We start from the raw sequence: 21,142 nt of genomic DNA on the forward strand, positions 1-21,142 counted from the left end.
AAGGGAGGCAGAGTCTGACCATAGAGGTGGGTTCAGGCCCACCTTTCTAGTTTTTAATTTTGATCTGATTGATGGGGAACAATTTTGCCCAACTGAAGCGGTTGATTAACTTTTTTCGGACTGTGATTTTACCAGCCCGCATCAGTCAGTTGATATTACAGACCTTTCTGAAATGGCAAAAAGATAACTGCATGGATATGGGGGCCGCCCTAGCGTACTATGCCCTCTTTTCCCTGTTTCCCATCTGTTTAGTAATGCTTAGCATTGCTGGTAGATTATTAGGGGCAGATTCAAATTATTATCTACAGCTCATTAGCTTTGCCCAAAATATTTTACCGGAACAACCCTTTAAGGTTTTTCAGCAAGCTTTGACTAATCTTAACCAAAGTAGCTTTAGTGCTGGACTCATTGGTTTTGGTATTTTGGTTCTCACTGCTAGTCGTATTTTTGATGCTTTGAATCAAAGTGTAAAGAAAATCTGGTCGGTGGTTCATCAGCCCAAGGAAAATATTGGAGTTAAGCACCACGCCTTCAATTTTATCAGGAATAAAATCCTCGCTTTTTTGCTGGTTTTAAGTACAGTGATGGTATTTTTGCTATCCATATTTGCCAATTTAGCCGCTAAAATTTTCCTCACCGTACTGGCGGAATTTGGACAGTCCATTCCTTGGGTTACCTTTGACAGTTTAGGATTAATTACCACTCTACAAACTAGTATTTCTTACTTTCTCATTACCGTAGTTATTATCACTCTATTCAAAGTTTTGCCTCCCGTCCGTCTGCAATGGTGGGATATTTTTCCCGGCGCAATTTTAACTGCGGCCACCATGATGGCCTTACAAAATGCAGTTGGCAGTGGCATTATTCGCATTGGTGAAAACTTACAAGCTTACGGTGTGGTGGGCAATGTAATGGTATTGTTATTGTGGATTTATTTGATTTTTCAGGTGTTTTTTATTGGTTGCGAGTTTACCTTTGTATTTACCTATATTTTTGGTAGTCGTCACCAGAAAGAAAAACCATTTTAGGGTTGTGTTTTAAAAGCCCCCTATCCCCCCAAAGTTGGGGGGGATTTAGGTAAAAGCCCTCCAGCATTGCCGAAGCTTTAGTGAGGAAATTTAGGGGGATAAATATCTAGAGTTGCACTTTCTAAACAGATTCTTAGAGTTGTGTGAAGAGAACTTTCTATTCATGCTCCGATAATATCGCCGCCAAGGATTAAGCTAGGGGATGCTTCGGACACAATTTTATGGATAGTTGTAGAGTGTGCTGAAAATTTCCGCCATTATCGCTCGCAAATTTAAAACTTAATTTAAAACTTTTGGAGGACACTGATTTGGAAAATATTGCCATTGTTGTTGTGGAGCCCCAGGGGGAAAGAAATGTAGGGGCGATCGCCAGAGCGATGAAGAATATGGGGTTGGAAGAATTAATTTTGGTCAATCCCCGTTGTGATTATCGGAGCGTTGAGGCCCAAACCATGGCAGTCCATGCCAAAGACGTCCTCGCCCAAGCGAAGGTAGTGGATGATTTGGCCACAGCCCTTGGCGATCGCCAGCGCATCATTGCCACCAGTGCTAGGGAGCGAATATTGCAATCCCCCATGGAAACCCCCCGCCAAGCATTGCCTTGGTTGTTGGCTCCAAACCTCAAAAGCGCCCTAGTATTTGGTCGGGAAGACAGTGGCCTAACCAATGAGGAACTCAACCAAGCCCACCGTTTTGTGCGGATCCCAGTCCATCCCCAATATCCCTCGTTGAACCTTTCCCAAGCAGTGATGGTCTGTACTTATGAATTGTACCAAGCTAGCCTAGCCATGGAGACAAATAACCAAGTCCCTGGCGATCGCCTGGAGGATGGGTCAACCATGCCCTTGGCCACCAATGCTCAATTGGATAGTTACTGTCAGCACCTGGAGAAAACTTTGCTCAATATCGAAGTTTTATATCCCCATACTGCCCGTAGTAAAATGGCGAAATTTCGCAGAATTTATCAGCGAGCCGCCCTAAACAGCGAAGAAGTGGCCCTATTGCGGGGAATTTTGGGCCAAATTGATTGGTTAGCGCAACAAATTAAGCCTTAAATTAGTCATTCCGAGCAACCAAGGGGGGGATTGTGATGGCCTGGCCAATAAACTTTTGCCAAGTTCTTGTCCTGTATGGGTGCTTCGTTTTAGAGTGTTGAACTAATGGAAAGGCCGCCCTCCCTAACGACCGATCCTCCTCTGGGTTAATGCCCCTCCAGCCTCACCATGATTACTTCCATGCCCCGCCGTCCTAAGTCTCGTCGCACCCAACGCCGTAATCTCCGGGTTATCTCCGGTACATCTACCCCCCCCACCGGCGTCACCATTGCTGAGGTTGGGGAACAGGCCGGTGCTTCCACAGAAATAAACCAAGAGCAGTCAAACCAAAAGCCAGGGGAAACCAAGGTCAACCCCCTGAAGGTTGTTAGCGCCACCGGGGTTAAATCCGTAGCCAAGGGTAAAAATGTCGGCCTACGGCCCCGCAAACCCAGTAAACCCCTCAGTTGGTGGCAAAAGAGTGTGTTGACCTCTGTTCGCCTTGGCATTGTGGGTATTGGCATCGGGGCGATCGCCGGTACGGCCATTACCACCTTCAGTCCCACTAAATTTATCCGGGGAGACCAGAATGGTGCCCCCTTGGCCACTGCGAAAGAACCCCATCAAACCCAGCCGGACCAGCCAGCTATTTACCCCCAAAAGGTGTTAGCTTCCATTGCGGGTTGGGTCACCACTGAAACCGATAAATTGCGGGGAACACCGGCAACGGCCACACCAGAAGCGACAGAAAGTCAGGAAACGACCGTGGCCACTGCCCCCAGTGCTGTCTCTGACCAGGTTCAGCCTACCCAAGAGGATCAGGCCCTAACCCAAAAATTAACTACCCTGGGCACTTCCAAAGCTCCGGCCATTAATTCCTACTCCTATTTCATTGATGTGGATAACGGCCAGTTCGCCAATGCCAAGGGAGAAACCCAACTCCCCGCCGCCAGCACCATTAAAATTCCCGTGGCGATCGCCTTTTTTGAAGCAGTGGACCAGGGCAAAATTCAACTCCACGAAGAACTGCCCCTAACGCAAGATGTGATTGTGGGGGAAGCGGGAACTATGCAATATGACGTGGGCAAACGCTCCAGCTATCCAGCCTTGGAGGTGGTGACCAAAATGATTGTGATCAGCGATAACACCGCCACCAATATGTTAATCAAACGGCTGGGGGGTAAGGAATTTCTCAACCAACGCTTCCAGGCTTGGCAGATGCCCCAAACGAAAATTAATAATTACCTGCCGGATTTAGAAGGTACCAACACCACCAGTCCCCAGGATCTAGCTTTATTGCTGGTCAAACTCCAGGGAGGGGAATTGTTATCCCTTAAATCCCGTGATCGCCTGTTGGGGATCATGCAACAGACCAAAACCCGCACCCTTTTACCCCAGGGGTTGGAACCGGATGCCCAAATTGCCCATAAAACCGGCGACATTGGTACCGTCTTGGGGGATGCGGGCATAGTGGATATGCCCAATGGCAAACGCTATGTGGGGGCCGTCTTGGCCACCAGACCCCATAACGATGTGGCGGGCCGTTTGCTAATTCAAGATATTTCTCGCACTGCTTACCAACACTACAAAGGTATTACCCCTCCAGCTAGCAGTCCCGCCCAACCCCCGGCTAAGCAGGAAAGCCCTGCTACTGCTCCAGTGGAGCCGAGTAATTAATCAAACTGAACGTAGTTCCGGGTCTTCCGTAGTTTCGGCGATCGCCTGGGCAGTGAAAATTGCCTGGGAACTCTGGCTTTGTTCCGGGGAAGCGGGACGGCGTTGCACATAGGTGCCATCGGGCTGTAGCTCCCAAGCTTGACGATTATCGGCCAAAAGAATGCCCAAGATGGACTGTAATTCCTGTTTGAGATCCGGCTGTTCCACCGGCACCACCGCCTCCACCCGTCGGGTTAGATTACGACTCATCCAATCGGCACTGCCAATGTAAATTTCCTCTTCACCGCCATTGTGGAAATAGAAAATGCGGGAGTGCTCCAACAGACGACCAATTACACTGATTACCCGAATGTTTTCACTGACATTTTCCACCCCCGGTCGGAGGCAACAAATACCCCGCACAATCAGATCAATCTGCACCCCCGCCTGGGAAGCTGCGTAGAGGGCACGAATGATCTGGGTATCTACCAGGGAATTCATCTTGGCCACAATGCGGCCGGTGCCCCCATTTAAACAATGGTCCGCTTCCCGCTCAATCATGGCCACCATTCTTTCCCGCATATTAACCGGAGCCACCAGCAATTTTTGGTAATCCTTTTGGCGGGAATAGCCGGTGAGAAAGTTAAATAAATTGGTCAGGTCATTGCCCAATTCCGGACGACAGGTAATCAACCCCAAATCGGTGTAGAGCTTAGCGGTTTTGGGATTGTAATTACCAGTACCAATGTGAACGTAACGACGGATATCAGGGCCTTCCTGGCGCACCACGAGGACGGTTTTAGTGTGGGTTTTTAGCCCCACCAGTCCATAGACCACATGGACGCCGTACTGTTCTAGCTTTCTAGCCCAGTTAATGTTATTTTCTTCATCAAAACGGGCCTTGAGTTCCACCAACACCGCCACCTGTTTGCCATTTTCCGCCGCCGCAATCAGAGCGTTAACAATGGGGGAATCCCCCGAAGTGCGGTACAGGGTCATTTTAATGGTCAATACATGGGGATCGTAGGCCGCCTGGGTAATAAATTGTTGCACCGAAGCGGTGAAGGATTGGTAGGGATGGTGAACTAAAATATCTCCCTGGCGAATCAGAGTAAAAATATCTATCCCCTCCTGCTGGACCCGGCCGTCTTCGTCCCCATCGACAAATTCATAGACATGCTTCAGGCGGGGAGGAATAACCGAAGCCCAGGGTTCGTCCTTGAGGTGGGGAGCAGGTAAAGAAAGGAAAAAGAACAGATCCTTCAGCCCCAACAGGCCGTCAATGTCATAAACGTCAATTTCTTCTAGCCCTAGATCCGTCATCAGGCGATCGCGAATATTTTTCGGAGTTGAAGCATTGATCTCCAAGCGCACAGCGGATTTCCCCACCCTACGTTTACGCAATTCCTCTTCGATCGCCAGGAGTAGATCATCAGCCTCGTCTTCTTCCACTGCAATGTCTGCGTTACGGGTCACCCGAAATAAATGACATTCCTGGATGATCATGCCGGGAAAAAGGGAAGCTAAATTGTGGGCGATGACCTGCTCCAGGGGCACACCGGTCCAGAGCCATGGTTTGTTGGGGTCTGGCTGACACACGTCCTCCGGCAAAGCCACAAAGCGGGGCAGAGTGGGGGGCACTTTTACCCTGGCAAATAATTCTTCATCCGTATCCGGGTCTCGCACCACCACCCCCAAATTAAGACTAAGGTTGGAAATGTAGGGAAAAGGATGGCTGGGGTCCACCGCCAGGGGAGTTAAAACCGGGAAAATATGGTCATCATAGAATTGATGCAAATACTGTCTTTCTTCTTGGCTTAGATCTACATAATCGTTGAGGAAAATGCCCTCATCCGCTAATTTTTCCTTGAGCACATACTCAAACACCTGGTTTTGTTGATATACCAAAGGCCGCAGACTTTTGCTAATTTCTTTAAGCTGTTGGGATGGAGTACGACCATCCGCAGTCAACTTGGTGACATTCGCTTCTACCTGTTGCTTGAGCCCCGCCACCCTGACCATAAAAAATTCATCTAGGTTGGAGCAAAAAATCGCCAAAAACTTTAACCGTTCCAACAAGGGGGTACGGTCGTCTAAACCTTCATGGAGCACCCGCTGATTAAAGGCTAACCAACTCAATTCTCGATTGAAATAGTAAGCAGGATCTTTAAAGTCAACGGTGGGAGCAGAGGGCATAGCTTGGATCATGGGGGCAGGACACCAATGGCATAGGGATAGGCGATCAGGTTGATCTTACCCCAGCTTAACCTGACGAAAATTATGGCCAGTTTAAGGACGGTAAAAAACGAAATTAGCTGGAAAAAGTAGCAGATGGGGAGCAAGGGACATTGAAGTGATCCTTCGCATATATTTCCCATGGAAAATATAAACTATGAGCGGCTTTTGGATATAGATGGCTACTACAAAGAAAATCTGGAATTGATTGAGTCCCTAAAAAACAATAGACAGAACATAGGCGAGATTGAATTGCAGGGAGTTTTTAATCAAACGTTCAAATACAGAAAACAGCCAGATAAAGTTGGTACTGGTGCAACCGTCAATCACAGTTAGCAGAGCAAAAGACTGGTGCAGTCCATATTTCCCAGCAAAAAAACACTAATTGCCCAAATTTTTCTGGGATTTGAGCACAATGGCTGCCACCAAAGCTGGAGTGCCACCGATTAAACCGATCGCCAACCAACGACGGAAATTACGACCCTTCCCATAGGCGATCGCCGTGGCGGTGAGTCCCAGTAAACAATGGGCCGTACCGAGGATAATAACCTGGGTGACAATGGGTAAATTGGTTAACTTTGTTAGGGCATCAGTATTTGTCAAGACCAACCCCTAACTTTCTTGTGCTTCTGATTTAGCTTTGGTTCGACGTACCCGACGCACCGGCAAATTGGCAATTAAAGCTGTCATCCGTTGGTCACTTTCCAAGGAAAACTCCATCTCTCCGGGGTCAATTTCCACATAGCGACTTACCACCTCCACGATTTCCCGTCGCATTTCCTCCATCATTTCCGGGCTTAGCCCTGATCGATCATTGGCGATGACCAGTTTGAGCCTCCGACGGGCATCTTCGCCGCTATTTTTGCCACTCCGGCTAAAGAGCCTTTCAATCAATTCCAAAATCATGCTGGTTTTCGCTCACTGGCTGTTAGGTCATAACGGAAAAAGGGCAAATCCATGGGATTAACCCCCCAAGAGACGACGGCGGATACGGTTGAGTAGGGTATTGTGGGCCGCCATGAAATCCAGAAAAGGAATGTCTTGACCTTCTAGGCGACGGGCAATGTTTTGGAACGCTAACCCCGGTACAGAAAGCTTTTCTTCCATCACTAAAGGTTCCCCTTTGTTGGTGGAAATAATAATTTTTTGATCGTCTGGCAAAATGCCAATGAGCGGCACCGCTAAAAGGTCTAAAATGTCCTCCACACTAATCATTTGATTGAGTTGTACCATCTCTGGTCGCAGGCGGTTAACAATCAAGCTAATTTTGCCGATGTCTTCCGCTTCCAAAAGACCAATTACCCGGTCTGCATCCCGCACCGCCGACATCTCTGGAGTGGTGACAATGATTGCTTCCTGGGCCGGAGCCACGGCATTGCGAAAACCAGCTTCAATACCAGCGGGACAGTCGATGATAATGTAGTCAAACTTATCTTTGAGTTGTTCCACCAAAGACTGCATTTGTTCAGCATTGATGGCATCCTTTGACCGGTTTTGGGCGGCAGGGAGCAGGACTAAATTGGGCAGACGCTTATCTTTTACTAGGGCTTTGTCGATGGTACATTCATCAGCTAAAACGTCGATAGCGGTGTAAACAATACGTTGTTCCAAACCCAGCAATAAATCCAGATTTCGCAGGCCAAAGTCCGCATCAATCAGGACAACCTTTTTTCCCAATCGAGCTAGGGCCGCTCCTAAATTGGCGGTGGTGGTGGTTTTTCCGACTCCACCTTTGCCCGAAGTGACAACAATAATCCGATTCATAGTTGGCTGATAACGTGCGGTAATAACTTGGACTCGAAACTGTTAGCGGGCAGTTAGTGAGTAAGGGGTAAGGATTTTATAGCAGAGCAGAACGCTGAAACTGACGCACCGGGGTCAGACGGATACCTTCTGAAGTAATATAAGCGATTTCGGGCTCACGGCGATCAACGGCATCGGCCCCTACCCTAGCTAGGCGATCGCCAATGCGGATCTGACAGGCGGCCAACCGCAGAATCATAATAACAGCCTGGTCATTGCCTTTGGCACCGGCATGGGCCATACCCCGCAAACATCCCCAAATAAGGATGTCACCGTCGGCCACAATGCTACTGCCCGGATTGACATCGCCAATGATGACTACATCTCCTCCATGGCGAATTTCCCCCCCAGAACGGAGGGTATGGCGTACCACTAACGGTTTGGGGAGAGAAGGGGTCTCGGAAGGATCCACCAGGGGCTTGTCGGCCATGGTTTGATCCACGGAAAGGCCGGCACTGGCGGCGGCCACAGCGGTTTGACGACGGTTGGTTTCCACCCACTGCAAGGTCAGGTTCTGTTCCTTCAGGCCAGCGGCGATCGCCTGGAGTTGTCTAGCATCCAACAGTTGATTATTCACCGCTAACCGCACTAGGGTCTGGTCTTGCCATCGCCCCGCCATAATACGCAGATAATTACCCAAGCTTTGTTCCAGTTGTTGATGGGAAAACACCAGGCTAGGGGAGTCGGGAGCCGTCGTTACCGTCGGGAGAGTTAGGGATAATCGGACAAAGTTTCCCTGGGGGACTAATTGCCACTCAGGATGGGGTGTGTCGTCACTCATCAAAAAAATTTAGAATTTTGCCGTAGGATCGCCCTTTACCTTAGCACTTCACTTTCCCCGACCGTCCTCCTCCCAGGGGGTCAATTCGAGCTGGGGTGGAGATTTTTTGCCCTGGGGCCGGGAGGGTTAGGAAAGACAAATTTTTCGCTACGATTGAAGAGAATCCTGCCATACTCCGCTGTGGTATTTAACATTAATCCCTACATTATTTATGGCTGTCTGTCCCACCTGTAATCACACCAATCCAGAAGGGGCCATCCAGTGTGAGGCCTGCTTTACCCCCCTGCCCACTCTGATGCCTTGTCCCCACTGTGGCAGCTCCGTGCAAAGTGATGCTACTTTTTGCGGCAACTGTGGACAGACCATTGATCCCCAACAATTAGTAGTAAGTGCTCCGGAGGAAGAAGAGGTCCCCATCCCGATCGCCGTAGCTCCAGAAAGTGCTGAACCCATTCCGGCCATTCCCGAAGTTTCCTCCACACCGGCCCCATTTCCCGTGGGCACCCAACTCCAATCCCAGGGAGCTTCCCTTGTCCATGTGCAGACCCAAACCACGTTGGAAATTCCTGCCGGCCTAACGGTAATCCACCTAGGAAAACCCAACGATAAGGTACCACCAGACATCGATGTATCGGGTTTTGCCAATTCCGATGTGGTGTCTAGGGTCCATGCCGATATCCGTCTGGAAGGCAATGAGTATTTCTTGGAAGATGTGGGCAGTGCCAATGGCACCTACGTTAACCACACGGCCCTCCTCCCAGGCAACCGTCATTTACTGCGTCCCGGCGATCGCCTTGCTTTGGGCAAAGGGGATTTGGTCACATTTATATTTCAGTTGCATTAGGTTGCCCCCAACTTTGCTCAGGAATTAAATCCACCATTGAATATTGAGATCCCCTAGGCGCATGGAAATTCCCGTCCGCTATCAACCCCGCCTTTTAACTCCGGAGGAAAGGGCAGGTTATCTAGATTGGTCTTTGGATTTTTTTACCGACGATCGCCTATTGCAAATTCCCTACATTGATTTGACGTTGCAATTGGATGTGACCAATGCCTATGGAGTTTACCAACAACAAAAGGACAGCCCAGGCAGTTTTTTTGCTTTTTTGCTCTGGCATTGGATGCAATGTTTGCAAAACCATTGGGAATTTCGGCTCCGCTATTACAATCAACAATGGTATGTGTTGGATAATCCGCCGGCCATGGTCAGCGTGGCGATCGGGGGCAAAGAACGTTTTTCCGAAATGCTATTGGAGAATGTCTCCCAACTTAGCTATGGGGATTTTGCTCAACTTTACAGTGAGAAATTAGCCCAAATTCGGGCAGGAAACTACGAGAGAGCTGAATATAACACCTTCTGTTTAGCTTGTATTTTTGGTAATTTACCCAACTTAAAATTTACGACTTTGAGTGTACACTATCGCAGAGAAAAAATCCAAGGACAACCCTGGTTTTACTTCGGGCAACGCTACTGGCAGGATGGCAAATTATTAATTCCCCTTTGTTTTAAAATTCACCATGCGAATGCAGACCCCTTTGTGCTTGATCAACTAATCAGCCAATTCCAAACTCTTTTTTCTCCTATGCCATGTATTCCACCATCCTCAAGCTAAGGCCAATTATTTCGCTAACAGATCAGCAATTTGTCGCTCTCTGTCAACAAAATCCTGATTTAAAATTTGAACGTAGCTCCAACGGAGACCTAATTATTATGCCCCCCACGGGTGGAGAAACAGGCCGTCGCAACTCAGAATTAAACACGGATTTTAATCTTTGGAATCGTCGGACTCAATTGGGTGTAGTCTTTGATTCTTCTACTTGCTTTCGTTTGCCTAACGGTGCTTTGCGCTCCCCCGATGTGGCGTGGGTAAAAAGGTCGACATGGGAAGCATTAACTCCCGCAGAAAGGGAAAAGTTTCCCCCGCTCTGTCCAGATTTTGTGTTGGAACTACTTTCCCCCAGTGATGCCCTAGCTGCAACTCAAGCAAAAATGCGTGAATATTTAAGCTGTGGAACGGAGTTAGGCTGGTTAATTAATCCGATTGATCAACAAGTGGAAATATATCGCCCTGATTCCCCGATAGAAATATTAAACAAACCCCAAACACTCAATGGCGATCGCCTGTTGCCGGACTTGGAACTCAATGTGGCTTGGTTATGGGGGGCAAACTAATTCAGAATCTCCATGACACTTCAAAGACTTGCCTATTACCTTCATAAGAAAATAGGGATATTAATAATTGCCGAGTAACAAGGCACATATGGGTATGATAGCGCGAATTTCCACCCTAGGACAATTTTTTAATAATTAATTAACACTAGATTTAAGAAACCTATCAATTTATAAATAATTACCAACAAAATAAAGTTTACTATATCAACCTCGATAAACTGAAGGTATCGATTAGGGGTAAATAGATATGGTAAGTTCAGTCGTCGAAAAAACCTCTGTAGCCCATAAAGAAACGGCTTTAATCCTCTGGTTTGAAGAGGTGGGCACCCATGATGTTGGTTTGGTAGGGGGTAAAAATTCTTCCCTGGGGGAAATGATTCAGCAGTTGACCAACAAAGGGGTGAATGTACCTTCTGGTTTTGCCACCACTGCCTATGCTTACCGCTATTTTATCCAAGAGGCGGGTCTGGAACAAAAACTGCGAGATCTCTTTACAGATCTCGATGTGAATGACATGGCCAATCTCCAGGAGCGGGGTCATTTAGCTCGGCAATTAATCTTAGACACCCCCTTCCCCCAAAATTTACAAACGGCGATCGCCGAAGCCTATGGTGCCATGTGTGAACGCTATGGCCAAAAAATGGGTCGTACCGGGGTGGACGTGGCGGTGCGCTCCAGTGCTACAGCGGAGGATTTGCCAGAGGCTAGTTTTGCAGGACAACAGGAAACCTACCTTAATGTCCACAGCCTTTCCTGTGTGTTGGAATCTTGCCATAAATGCTTTGCTTCGTTATTCACTGACCGGGCTATTTCCTATCGCCATCACAATGGTTTTGACCATTTTGCGGTGGCCCTATCGGTGGGCGTACAAAAGATGGTGCGTTCTGATCTGGCCACCTCCGGGGTGATGTTTTCCATTGATACGGAAACGGGTTTCAAAAATGCCGCTCTGATTACTGCCGCCTATGGCCTAGGGGAAAATGTGGTGCAAGGGGCGGTTAACCCCGATGAATATTTTGTGTTTAAACCTACTTTGAAAGAGGGTTTTAAACCAATTCTGGAAAAACGTTTGGGTAGTAAAGCTATCAAAATGGTCTATGACGTGGGCGGTTCCAAACTGACCAAAAATGTGGAAGTAGCGGAGCCGGAACGGGAAAAATATTGCATTAATGATGAAGAAATTCTCCAATTAGCCCGCTGGGCCTGCATCATTGAAGACCATTATTCTGGGGTGCGGGGAGTTTATACCCCCATGGATATTGAATGGGCTAAGGATGGGCAAACGGGGGAATTGTTCATTGTCCAAGCCCGCCCAGAAACGGTGCAGTCGCAAAAATCCGCCAATGTGATTAAAACCTATGAGTTAAAAGATCACAGCCAAGTGTTAGCCACGGGCCGCAGTGTGGGGGCGGCGATCGGCCAGGGTAAAGCCCAGGTAATTCGCAATGTGTCCCAAATCAATCAGTTTCGTCCCGGCGAGGTGTTAATCACCAACCGCACTGACCCGGATTGGGAACCGATTATGAAACAGGCTTCGGCGATCGTCACTAACCAGGGGGGGAAAACCTGCCACGCCGCAATTATTGCCCGGGAAATGGGTATTCCGGCGATTGTGGGTTGTGGAGATGCCACCGACACAATCAAAACCGGGGAAGATGTCACCATCTGTTGCTCCGAAGGGGATGAAGGTTCGGTTTACAGCGGCATTTTGAACTATGAAGTTCACGAAACGGAACTGTCCAATTTGCCCCGCACCAAGACTCAAATTTTGATGAATGTGGGTAACCCAGAACAGGCCTTTGGATTTGCTAGTTATCCCGCCGATGGCGTGGGTCTAGCCCGGTTGGAATTTATCATTGCTAACCACATTAAGGCTCACCCCCTCGCCCTGATGAAATTTGATGAGTTGGAAGATCCCTTGGCCAAGGCAGAAATTGCCGAACTAACCAAACTCTATGCTGGCGATCGCCCCCGGTTCTTTGTGGACAAATTGGCCCATGGTATTGCCATGATTGCGGCGGCGTTCTATCCCAAACCTGTGGTGGTGCGGATGTCGGATTTTAAATCCAATGAATACGCTAACCTCCTGGGTGGTCGTCAGTTTGAGCCGAAGGAAGAAAACCCCATGATCGGTTGGCGGGGCGCTTCCCGTTACTACGATCCCAATTACCGAGAAGCCTACGCTTTGGAATGCCAAGCTCTGAAACGAGTGCGGGACGAAATGGGTTTAACCAACGTCATTCCCATGATTCCCTTCTGTCGTACCCCCGATGAAGGTCGCAAAGTTATTGCGGAAATGGCTAAACATGGCTTGAAACAAGGGAAAAACGGCTTGGAAATCTACGTTATGTGTGAATTGCCCAGTAACGTCATTCTGGCCGATGAATTTAGCGAGGTATTTGACGGCTTCTCCATTGGCTCCAATGATTTAACCCAATTAACTTTAGGTTTAGACCGGGATTCTTCCCTCGTTGCCCATCTGTTTGATGAACGCAATCTAGGGGTCAAACGGATGGTCAAAATGGCCATTGAAACGGCGAAAGCTAACGGTCGCAAAATCGGTATCTGTGGCCAAGCCCCCTCGGATTATCCTGAGTTTGCTGAATTTTTAGTGGAATTGGGCATTGATTCCATTAGCTTAAACCCTGATTCTGTGCTGAAAACTGTTCTACGCATTGCAGAGGTGGAAAAAGCCCTAGGCTAGGAAATGGTGTTTATTTTGCCGACTAAGGCTAAACCATAAATACAGCCCCTTCTTTCCCGCTGGTTCAATTCCAAGGGTAAGGAGGGGTTAAAATGCAGTCAATATTAAGAGTGGATGGTTCATTTTGGGCAAGGGTTAAAAACCTTTAAATTTTGGATGATTGCCAGGGCAAGTCTTTGACATCCCGCAGAGAAAATTATGGGAAGTAATGGCTACATCAGTTGATTCAAATCAGTTAAAGGGGCTTCGCCCGGCAAAACCATGAGCGATCGCCACAAAACCAAAGCTCAATTACTCCAGGAAATGGAGAGGTTGAGGGCGGATTTAGCAGATATTCAACGCATTGCTAAATTAGGCTTCTGGCGGTTTGACATTGCTTCCGGTGAGATCACCTGGTCAGCAGAAACTTACCAACTATTTGGTCTAGAGCCCCATCAATTTTCCCCTAGTTATGACTGGTTAGTCCAGACCATTCAGCCCGAATTTAGAGAACTGCACCAGAGTATTGCTGATAAGGTTATTGCCACCGGAAAAACTCAAACCATAGAGTATGCAATAACTCGGGCCGATGCTTCTATGGGGTGGATTTGGGCCAGGATTGAAGCGATTATCGATGACCGGGGCCAAGTCAATGGATTGCAAGGGGTGGCCATGGACATCAGTGATCGCAAGATGGCCGAAATAGCCTTAAGGGAAAGCGAAGCCCGCTTTAGGAATTTGTTTGAGTCGAATATTGTCGGGATGTTTTTTGCTTCCAATCAAGGGGAAATTTTCGATGCCAACGACCGTTTCCTACAAATGATTGGTTTCACTAAAGAAGAATTGGACCTCGGGCTGGTGCACTGGGATAGGTTAACCCCCCCCGAATATGATCAAAAGGATCAAGAAATTATTGCCCGTTTGCGGAATCATGAAACCCCAGAGCCTTGGCAAAAGGAATATTACCGCAAGGATGGTAGTCGCATTCCTGTGTTGGTCGGTGTTGCCAGCATAGATGTGGAGCTTGAATATACGGTCTGCATAGTGGTGGATATGACCGAACAGCAGAAAACCTTAGATCAGTGCCGATTAACGGAAGCAAAGCTGGCGGAACTCAATGCTCAGTTGGAGCAGCGTGTTTTAGAGCGGACCAAATCCCTCCAGGAAAATGAAGATCGTTTGAAGTTAGCGTTTAATGCGGCCAATATGGGCTATTGGGATTTGGATCTTCTAACTAATGGCATTGTGTGGTCAGAAAGCCTGGAGCAAATGATGGGACTTAAGCCGGGAAGCTTTGATGGCGACCTAGAAAAAGTTGCACAAATGATGCATCCCGATGATCGAGGCATTGTCTTGAAAGCTCTGGAACAAAGTATCCATAATGATGAACCCTATGATTTGGAGTTCCGGTTTATCAAACCCGATGGAACCCTGCGCTGGGCGGCAAGTCAAGCTACTGTGATTCGAGATCAGAACAATGTGCCCCTCCGTGTTATCGGTGTAGATGTGGACATTACCCGCCGTAAACAATTTGAGGAGGAACTACAAAAAGTCAATCAAGTCCTAGAGGAGCGCCTCGGTGAATTGAAACAGCGTAATGCTGAGATGTTAATTCTTTCGGGTATTACTGACTATCTCCAGTCTTGTTTTACGGTCAAAGATGCCTGCGGAGTGATTGCGGCCCTGGCTCAACCCCTATTTCCCGATTGCTGCGGGGGAATTTTTATTCTGTCTGCCCAGAATAATTGTCTAGAACGGGTCACTTTTTGGGGCAATCCGTTTTGCTCCGATGATGTGTTTACCCCCCTAGATTGTTGGGCTTTGCGACGGGGACGGTCCCATGGGGTGAAGCAGGGACAACATGCTTTGTTTTGCAATCATGTCAATGACCAACACTTACCACTGGCAAGTTTGTGTATTCCCCTCATTGCCCAGGGGGAAACTCTTGGCTTGCTGTTTCTTTGCACTTTCAAAGGGGAAATTTTGCCCGACATACGGCAACAATTGGCAAAAACAGTGGCGGAACAGCTTGCCCTGGCGATCGCCAATTTGAAGTTACGGGAACAACTGGAAGAACAAAGTCTGCGGGACCCACTGACCAAACTTTTCAACCGTCGTTATCTGGAACAACGCTTAAGCCAGGAACTGGCCAGGGCCAAACGTCATCACTATTCAGTCGGTGTTTTGATGATTGACGTCGATCACTTTAAGCGCTTTAACGATTCCCTTGGTCATGACGCTGGCGATCGTATCTTGGCTTCCATTGGTACTCTGCTGAAAAATAATATCCGGACTTCCGATGTGGCCTGTCGTTATGGAGGTGAAGAGATAACTATAATTTTGCCTGATGCTACTCTGGAAGAGGCTTCCCAAAAAGCGGAATTTTTACGCCAGGCGATCGCCGAAATGAAAATAGAATACAGTGGAAAAATTGTGAATAGTGTCACCGCCTCTTTTGGGGTTGCTTGTTATCCCGATCACGGCGAAACGGGACAAGAAATTATACAAATAGCGGATAAAGCTTTGTATGATGCCAAACAAGCAGGCAGAAATCGGGTCATCGTCGCCCCCAAAGAGGTTTCCACTTAAGTATTTATTCATTTGTGGCAGGATTTGACTATCATTCAAAAACACTGTAGGAAAGTGTTTGAAAAGTGCAAGGCTAGGTATTTATCTCCCTAAATCCCCACTTAACAAGGGAGACTTTTCTGACAGTTCCTCCCTTGGGCAGGGGAGTTAGGAGGGATTAAACAGCCAGAATTCAACTTTCCAAACAGGCTCTAAGGGATAAATTTAGAGTAAATAAAGTCAGAAAAAATATTTTTGATTTGGTGGATAATTAGTCAAAATTTATACAGTTATTGATGTAATAATTGGAACTATTATTGTTTTTCTTGTTGACTCACATTTCTCCACAACGCTATAATCTGGGGGCAACTTTATTTTCTACTATCCATTTTAAAGAATGGTTAGGAAAATTTTTTATTAAAATCTATTCAATCTAGAATAAAAAGGGTAATTTACCAATTCCAGCTCAATTATTGAATTATTAAATTTCTAAACATTAACTTCACTATGACCTATCTGCAAACCACCGCCGACTTTTACGCTGAAGTTGCCCAGACCCCAGAAGTGGGACTCTGTTGTGTTCAGAGTAGCCCTCTCCAACTGCCGGGGTTAGTGATTCCCGCTGTCATGCAGGAAATGAATTATGGCTGTGGTAGCACCGTCCATCCCAACGAGTTGGGTAATAAGTCTAAGGTGCTTTATGTCGGTGTTGGTGGTGGTCTGGAGGCATTGCAATTTGCCTATTTTTGCCGTCAGCCAGGGGCCGTGATCGCAGTGGATCCCGTGGAAGCCATGCGCCAGGCCGCCCAGCGAAATTTGCAGTTAGCCGCCGAAAAAAATGATTGGTTTAGTGTCGATTTTGTCGATATTCGTGCAGGGGATGCTTTTACTTTGCCGGTGCCGGACAACTCGGTAGATGTGGTGGCACAAAATTGCCTATTTAATATTTTTGAGCCGGAAGATTTATCCCGAGCTTTGAAGGAAGCTTATCGGGTTCTAAAACCCCATGGTCGGTTAATCATGAGTGATCCCATTGCTGCCCGGCCTATTCCCCAACATTTGCGTCAGGACGAACGGTTACGGGCCATGTGTTTATCCGGAGCATTAACCTATGCAGAATACATTCAACATTTAATTGATACTGGTTTTGGGCAAATAGAAATTCGCGCCCGCCGTCCCTATCGTTTGCTCGATTCTGTCACCTATAAACTGGATGAAAATTTATTATTAGAAAGTTTAGATTCCGTTTCTTTCAAAGTGCCTATTCCTAGTGATGGAGCCTGTGTTTTTACTGGCAAAACCGCTATTTATGCTGGTTCAGACCCCCTATTCGATGACCAAGCTGGCCATATTCTTCAGCAGGGAGTTCCTAGTGCGGTATGCGATAAAACAGCGTTGAACTTAGGTTCTACCTATCCAAACAAAATACTCATCACTGATTCAACTTGGTACTATGACGGTGGCGGCTGTTGTTGATTTTAGTTTTGACCGGATATCAAATTATTCCTGCAGTTAATTTTTAAACAAAATGGTTCAACAATTAGAACGTAGTCAGCAAAAATTAAAAATTACGCCCTTTGCAAAAAAGTTGGGTAGTCCCCTTGGTAAACAAACTATTTCTACCCTGCAAATCAATTTGGGTAAACGCTGTAATCTAGCCTGTAGCCATTGCCATGTGGAAGCTAGTCCCAAACGCACTGAAGAAATATCACCGGAGGTTTGTGAACAACTAATTGCCATTATTCAAAAATTTCCCCAAATTAAAGTGGTAGATCTCACCGGGGGAGCACCGGAAATGCTCTACGGCTTTAAGCCCCTGGTGGAAGCATCTAGGAAGATGAGAAAAGAAGTCATTGTCCGCTCTAATTTAACCATTTACTTTGAAATGGGATTTGGAGACATTCCCGCATATTGTGCCCAGCATCAGTTGAGAGTTGTGGCGTCATTGCCCTGTTACCTTGAAGATAATGTGGATAAAATGCGTGGCAACGGGGTTTATGAAAAATCAATTAAAGCTCTTCAATGGTTGAATAATCTCGGCTATGGGAAGGATGCTAATCTAGTTCTAGATTTAGTTTATAACCCTCCTTTACTAACCTCAGATAAATTTTCCCTCCCCCCTGCCCAGGAACCCCTTGAACAGGATTACAAAAAGTTCCTCAAAGAACATTTTGATATCAATTTTAATCACTTGCTAACTATCACAAACTTACCCATTGGCCGGAGTAAATTTCATCTTGACAAGCATCAACTGCACCAAAAATATTTGACTTTCCTAGAAAGCAATTTTAATCCAGATACGGTTAATAATCTAATGTGTCGTAATGAACTTTCCATTGACTATTTAGGTAACGTTTATGATTGTGATTTTAATCAAATGGAAAATATTCCTGCGGAAGATAAATCCAGCCATAAGTTAACCGTTGCTGATCTACTAAGAGCTGACAATTTAGACTTAATTCAGCAGGTTAAAACCGCCGATTATTGTTATGGTTGTACCGCTGGTTCCGGCTCTAGTTGCGGAGGGGCATTAATTTGATTTTGACTGATATTATTCCTGCTTTCCTCATACATTTACACTGCAAATGGCCGATTATCTACTAAATGCTCTGCAATGGATTGATGGCTTGGGAACTTGGGCGGCGATCGCCTTTATGTTGCTTTACACAGTGGCCACGGTAGTATTTTTGCCGGGTTCCATTTTGACCCTAGGCGCTGGGGTAGTGTTCGGGGTAATACTCGGTTCAATCTATGTTTTCATTGGGGCTACACTTGGGGCCACGGCCGCTTTTTTGGTGGGACGATATCTGGCCCGGGGCTGGGTTGCCAAGAAAATTGCCGGCAATCAGAAATTTAAAGCCATTGATGAAGCCGTGGGGAAAGAAGGCTTAAAAATTGTTATTTTAACCAGACTTTCTCCGGTTTTTCCTTTTAATTTATTGAATTATGCCTATGGCATCACCAATGTTTCCTTAAAGGATTATGTGATTGGTTCCCTGGGTATGATTCCCGGTACTATTATGTATGTTTACATTGGCTCTTTAGCTGGTAGTTTGGCCACCCTTGGAACGGCAACTAACCAAGCTAATCCGACTTTACAATGGACAATCCGAATTGTTGGCTTTATCGCCACGGTTGCGGTGACTATCTACGTCACTAAAATTGCTAGGAAGGCTTTAAATGAAGCGATTTTAACATCGGAAGTAGATGAATAAAGACTTGGTTTTTAGAGAAAAATGTAGGGGAAGTGATTTTATTGCTTAGTTACGGTTTCCATAATAGGCTTTAGAGCCTGTTTTAGCAGCCCCCCTTCCCCCAAAATTTGGGGGGAAGCTAAGTGAAAGTCCCCAGTATTTCCGGAGCTTTAATGAAGAGATTTAGAGGGCGGAATAAAACTTTCCAAACACGTTCTTATTGATCATAAAAACCTCGAATCATTAATTCCCTTTAACTTGCTACTATCAACTAATTGGTATATTACCAAGAATTTCAGGGATGTTATTAATGGAGTAAAGGAGTTAAGGTTAATTTTATTTTCGTCCCACCACATAAACAACGCTATCGAAGACTTTCTACCGCACAATGGAAGGGTTAGGAATGTGTTGATAAGATTCTTTTCACAATCATGGTTAAAAATCAAGGGGCTTGGCTATCTCGGGGACTGTGGAGCGTACTGATTTGGGGCGCTATGGCAACGGTCTGCCGAGCAGAAACTATTCCCTTTACCCTGCTCCAGCTTAACGATGTGTATGAAATTGCCCCCATTGATAACGGCCGTTGGGGCGGTTTGGCCCGGGTGGCTAATTTACGCCAACAGCTAGAACAAGCTGATCCCCACACCTACACCGTGTTAGCAGGGGATTTCCTCAGTCCTTCTGCCTTGGGCACAGCCCTTTACAATGGCGATCGCCTGGCGGGGAAACAAATGGTGGCGGTGTTGAATGCCATGGGGTTAGACTATGCAGCGGTGGGAAACCATGAATTCGATGTTAATGCCCAACAATTTCAGCAACGGATTACGGAGTCAGATTTTCAGTGGTTATCGGCCAATATTGCTGATGGTACCGGCAATCAGTTTGAGGGCATCAAACCCTACGAAATTTTAACTATTCCTGGAACGGAAGGGGGAGAATTAAAAGTGGGCATTTTGGCCCTGACCATTGACAGCAATGCGGTGGACTATGTCACCTACAGCGATCCCATCGCCACGGCCCGCCGCTACATAGACAATCCCCAAGGGGAAGTGGATGTTTGGGTGGCCCTGACCCACCTGTCCCTGGCCCAGGATTTGGCCTTGGCCCAAGCTATTCCCGAATTAGATCTGATTTTGGGGGGCCATGAACACGAAAATATCCAGCGCAACCATTTAATTATCAAGCCCGACAGTTCTGCAAGTTGTCCCCAGGCCAAAACGCCAATTTTTAAGGCCGATGCCAATGCCCGCACGGTTTACATTCACCAATTAACCTACGACACGAACCGGCAATGTTTACAAATTAATTCCCAACTGCAACCCATCACTGCGGCGATCGCCAGTGATCCGGCCACCGAAAAAGTGGTTCAGCAATGGCAGGAAATTGGCTTTAATGCGTTTCGTCAACAGGGATTTGAACCAATGGCCGTTGTGGTCAACTCTCCCATCGCCTTAGATGCCCTCGATGCCCATGTACGCAGTGGCTCCACCAATCTCACCCGGTTAATTACCAGGGCCATGGAGCAGGAAAACCCCGATGTGGCCATGGTGATGTTTAACGGTGGCATGGTGCGCCTTGATGATCTCCTCAGTGCCGGAGCCATCACTCAATACGATATTATTCGCCTCCTACCTTTTGGGGGTCGGGTAGTGACAGTGGAGATACAAGGGGATTTGTTACAAAAAGTTCTGGCCCAGGGAGAAAAAAATAGTGGTACCGGTGGTTATCTCCAGCTAGGGGGCATGGCTCCCAACAGTATTGAGCCAAGCAAAACTTACCGGGTGGCGTTAATGGAATATTTGTTAAGCGGTCAGGAGGTGGGCTTGGATTACCTGACGACAAATACCCCTGGGTTGAAGGTGATTAACTATGGCCGGGATATTCGCTCGATTTTGGTGGATTATCTACAAAACAATGCCCAGCAAGCTTTTACCGATTTGGGGGAGTTGTGAACAAATAAACTTTTGGTTACGCAGATTCCATCCCA

18 protein-coding genes are annotated in these 21,142 nt (G+C 46.9%); 13 read left to right on the forward strand and 5 right to left on the reverse strand.

The features are described 5' to 3' along the window. The first annotated feature begins 71 nt into the window (after nucleotides 1–71). From C7I86_RS14110 to C7I86_RS14120, 3 genes are all read left to right on the forward strand, one after another. Nucleotides 72–1,028: a YihY/virulence factor BrkB family protein gene (locus C7I86_RS14110; RefSeq protein ID WP_010873885.1), complete on the forward strand. Its 957-nt coding sequence runs from the start codon at nucleotides 72–74 to the stop codon at nucleotides 1,026–1,028. 332 nt (nucleotides 1,029–1,360) lie between these two features. Beyond that, nucleotides 1,361–2,083, forward strand: a complete 723-nt coding sequence (locus C7I86_RS14115; RefSeq protein WP_010873886.1) for a TrmJ/YjtD family RNA methyltransferase — start codon at nucleotides 1,361–1,363, stop codon at nucleotides 2,081–2,083. 168 nt (nucleotides 2,084–2,251) lie between these two features. Then, complete coding sequence (locus C7I86_RS14120; protein WP_010873887.1) at nucleotides 2,252–3,739, forward strand: class A beta-lactamase; 1,488 nt, start codon at nucleotides 2,252–2,254, stop codon at nucleotides 3,737–3,739. Here C7I86_RS14120 and ppk1 read toward each other — a convergent pair whose 3' ends face one another. Continuing rightward, nucleotides 3,740–5,926 carry a polyphosphate kinase 1 gene (gene ppk1, locus C7I86_RS14125; RefSeq protein WP_010873888.1) on the reverse strand — a complete coding sequence of 729 codons (2,187 nt, stop codon included), beginning with the start codon at nucleotides 5,924–5,926 and terminating at the stop codon, nucleotides 3,740–3,742. Between the two features lie 168 nt (nucleotides 5,927–6,094). On the opposite strand from ppk1, the gene C7I86_RS14130 reads away from it, so the two are divergent. Then, nucleotides 6,095–6,289, forward strand: coding sequence for a hypothetical protein (locus C7I86_RS14130; RefSeq protein WP_020862016.1), 195 nt, complete (start codon nucleotides 6,095–6,097; stop codon nucleotides 6,287–6,289). Nucleotides 6,290–6,334: 45 nt separating this feature from the next. Here the strand turns inward: C7I86_RS14130 and C7I86_RS14135 are convergent, their stop codons facing one another. The 4 genes from C7I86_RS14135 to minC form a co-directional block, all read right to left on the reverse strand. Beyond that, entirely contained in the window at nucleotides 6,335–6,556 is a 222-nt protein-coding gene (locus C7I86_RS14135) for a hypothetical protein (RefSeq protein ID WP_020862015.1), read from the reverse strand. Nucleotides 6,557–6,565: 9 nt separating this feature from the next. Then, nucleotides 6,566–6,859, reverse strand: a complete 294-nt coding sequence (gene minE, locus C7I86_RS14140) for a cell division topological specificity factor MinE (protein ID WP_010873889.1) — start codon at nucleotides 6,857–6,859, stop codon at nucleotides 6,566–6,568. Between the two features lie 57 nt (nucleotides 6,860–6,916). Continuing rightward, nucleotides 6,917–7,717 carry a septum site-determining protein MinD gene (minD, locus tag C7I86_RS14145; RefSeq protein ID WP_010873890.1) on the reverse strand — a complete coding sequence of 267 codons (801 nt, stop codon included), beginning with the start codon at nucleotides 7,715–7,717 and terminating at the stop codon, nucleotides 6,917–6,919. A 76-nt stretch (nucleotides 7,718–7,793) separates the two neighbouring features. Next, on the reverse strand, nucleotides 7,794–8,537 hold the full coding sequence (minC, locus tag C7I86_RS14150) for a septum site-determining protein MinC (RefSeq protein ID WP_010873891.1): 744 nt from the start codon (nucleotides 8,535–8,537) through the stop codon (nucleotides 7,794–7,796). Between the two features lie 211 nt (nucleotides 8,538–8,748). On the opposite strand from minC, the gene C7I86_RS14155 reads away from it, so the two are divergent. The 9 genes from C7I86_RS14155 (at nucleotide 8,749) to C7I86_RS14195 (ending at nucleotide 21,107) form a co-directional block, all read left to right on the forward strand. Continuing rightward, on the forward strand, nucleotides 8,749–9,381 hold the full coding sequence (locus C7I86_RS14155) for an FHA domain-containing protein (RefSeq protein WP_010873892.1): 633 nt from the start codon (nucleotides 8,749–8,751) through the stop codon (nucleotides 9,379–9,381). A gap of 61 nt (nucleotides 9,382–9,442) precedes the next feature. Next, the gene (locus C7I86_RS14160) at nucleotides 9,443–10,150 is read left to right on the forward strand and encodes a CatA-like O-acetyltransferase (RefSeq protein WP_010873893.1); all 708 of its coding nucleotides are present in this window, start codon (nucleotides 9,443–9,445) and stop codon (nucleotides 10,148–10,150) included. Further along, the gene (locus C7I86_RS14165) at nucleotides 10,126–10,710 is read left to right on the forward strand and encodes a Uma2 family endonuclease (RefSeq protein WP_010873894.1); all 585 of its coding nucleotides are present in this window, start codon (nucleotides 10,126–10,128) and stop codon (nucleotides 10,708–10,710) included. The genes C7I86_RS14160 and C7I86_RS14165 overlap by 25 nt, the downstream gene beginning before the upstream one ends. Before the next feature lie 247 nt (nucleotides 10,711–10,957). Beyond that, complete coding sequence (gene ppsA / locus C7I86_RS14170) at nucleotides 10,958–13,414, forward strand: pyruvate, water dikinase (RefSeq protein ID WP_010873895.1); 2,457 nt, start codon at nucleotides 10,958–10,960, stop codon at nucleotides 13,412–13,414. A 261-nt stretch (nucleotides 13,415–13,675) separates the two neighbouring features. Continuing rightward, the gene (locus C7I86_RS14175; RefSeq protein ID WP_010873896.1) at nucleotides 13,676–15,982 is read left to right on the forward strand and encodes a diguanylate cyclase; all 2,307 of its coding nucleotides are present in this window, start codon (nucleotides 13,676–13,678) and stop codon (nucleotides 15,980–15,982) included. Nucleotides 15,983–16,468: 486 nt separating this feature from the next. Beyond that, nucleotides 16,469–17,437 carry an arsenosugar biosynthesis arsenite methyltransferase ArsM gene (arsM, locus tag C7I86_RS14180; RefSeq protein WP_010873897.1) on the forward strand — a complete coding sequence of 323 codons (969 nt, stop codon included), beginning with the start codon at nucleotides 16,469–16,471 and terminating at the stop codon, nucleotides 17,435–17,437. 52 nt (nucleotides 17,438–17,489) lie between these two features. Continuing rightward, nucleotides 17,490–18,500 carry an arsenosugar biosynthesis radical SAM (seleno)protein ArsS gene (arsS, locus tag C7I86_RS14185; protein WP_010873898.1) on the forward strand — a complete coding sequence of 337 codons (1,011 nt, stop codon included), beginning with the start codon at nucleotides 17,490–17,492 and terminating at the stop codon, nucleotides 18,498–18,500. A gap of 46 nt (nucleotides 18,501–18,546) precedes the next feature. Beyond that, on the forward strand, nucleotides 18,547–19,176 hold the full coding sequence (locus tag C7I86_RS14190) for a TVP38/TMEM64 family protein (protein ID WP_010873899.1): 630 nt from the start codon (nucleotides 18,547–18,549) through the stop codon (nucleotides 19,174–19,176). A gap of 410 nt (nucleotides 19,177–19,586) precedes the next feature. Beyond that, nucleotides 19,587–21,107: a bifunctional metallophosphatase/5'-nucleotidase gene (locus C7I86_RS14195; RefSeq protein ID WP_010873900.1), complete on the forward strand. Its 1,521-nt coding sequence runs from the start codon at nucleotides 19,587–19,589 to the stop codon at nucleotides 21,105–21,107. Nucleotides 21,108–21,142: the final 35 nt, after the last annotated feature.

Source organism: Synechocystis sp. IPPAS B-1465, from assembly GCF_003015225.1.
Classification (GTDB): Bacteria; Cyanobacteriota; Cyanobacteriia; order Cyanobacteriales; family Microcystaceae; genus Synechocystis.

Bases quoted from the DNA above. Each gene is read 5' to 3' on its own strand.
- C7I86_RS14160 (WP_010873893.1), top strand. From the start codon at position 9,443: ATGGAAATTCCCGTCCGCTATCAACCCCGCCTTTTAACTCCGGAGGAA.
- C7I86_RS14130 (WP_020862016.1), top strand. From the start codon at position 6,095: ATGGAAAATATAAACTATGAGCGGCTTTTGGATATAGATGGCTACTAC.
- minC (WP_010873891.1), bottom strand. From the start codon at position 8,537: ATGAGTGACGACACACCCCATCCTGAGTGGCAATTAGTCCCCCAGGGA.
- C7I86_RS14195 (WP_010873900.1), top strand. From the start codon at position 19,587: ATGGTTAAAAATCAAGGGGCTTGGCTATCTCGGGGACTGTGGAGCGTA.
- C7I86_RS14110 (WP_010873885.1), top strand. From the start codon at position 72: ATGGGGAACAATTTTGCCCAACTGAAGCGGTTGATTAACTTTTTTCGG.
- C7I86_RS14120 (WP_010873887.1), top strand. From the start codon at position 2,252: ATGATTACTTCCATGCCCCGCCGTCCTAAGTCTCGTCGCACCCAACGC.
- C7I86_RS14175 (WP_010873896.1), top strand. From the start codon at position 13,676: ATGAGCGATCGCCACAAAACCAAAGCTCAATTACTCCAGGAAATGGAG.
- minD (WP_010873890.1), bottom strand. From the start codon at position 7,717: ATGAATCGGATTATTGTTGTCACTTCGGGCAAAGGTGGAGTCGGAAAA.
- ppsA (WP_010873895.1), top strand. From the start codon at position 10,958: ATGGTAAGTTCAGTCGTCGAAAAAACCTCTGTAGCCCATAAAGAAACG.
- arsS (WP_010873898.1), top strand. From the start codon at position 17,490: ATGGTTCAACAATTAGAACGTAGTCAGCAAAAATTAAAAATTACGCCC.
- C7I86_RS14165 (WP_010873894.1), top strand. From the start codon at position 10,126: ATGTATTCCACCATCCTCAAGCTAAGGCCAATTATTTCGCTAACAGAT.
- C7I86_RS14155 (WP_010873892.1), top strand. From the start codon at position 8,749: ATGGCTGTCTGTCCCACCTGTAATCACACCAATCCAGAAGGGGCCATC.
- ppk1 (WP_010873888.1), bottom strand. From the start codon at position 5,926: ATGATCCAAGCTATGCCCTCTGCTCCCACCGTTGACTTTAAAGATCCT.
- minE (WP_010873889.1), bottom strand. From the start codon at position 6,859: ATGATTTTGGAATTGATTGAAAGGCTCTTTAGCCGGAGTGGCAAAAAT.
- arsM (WP_010873897.1), top strand. From the start codon at position 16,469: ATGACCTATCTGCAAACCACCGCCGACTTTTACGCTGAAGTTGCCCAG.
- C7I86_RS14190 (WP_010873899.1), top strand. From the start codon at position 18,547: ATGGCCGATTATCTACTAAATGCTCTGCAATGGATTGATGGCTTGGGA.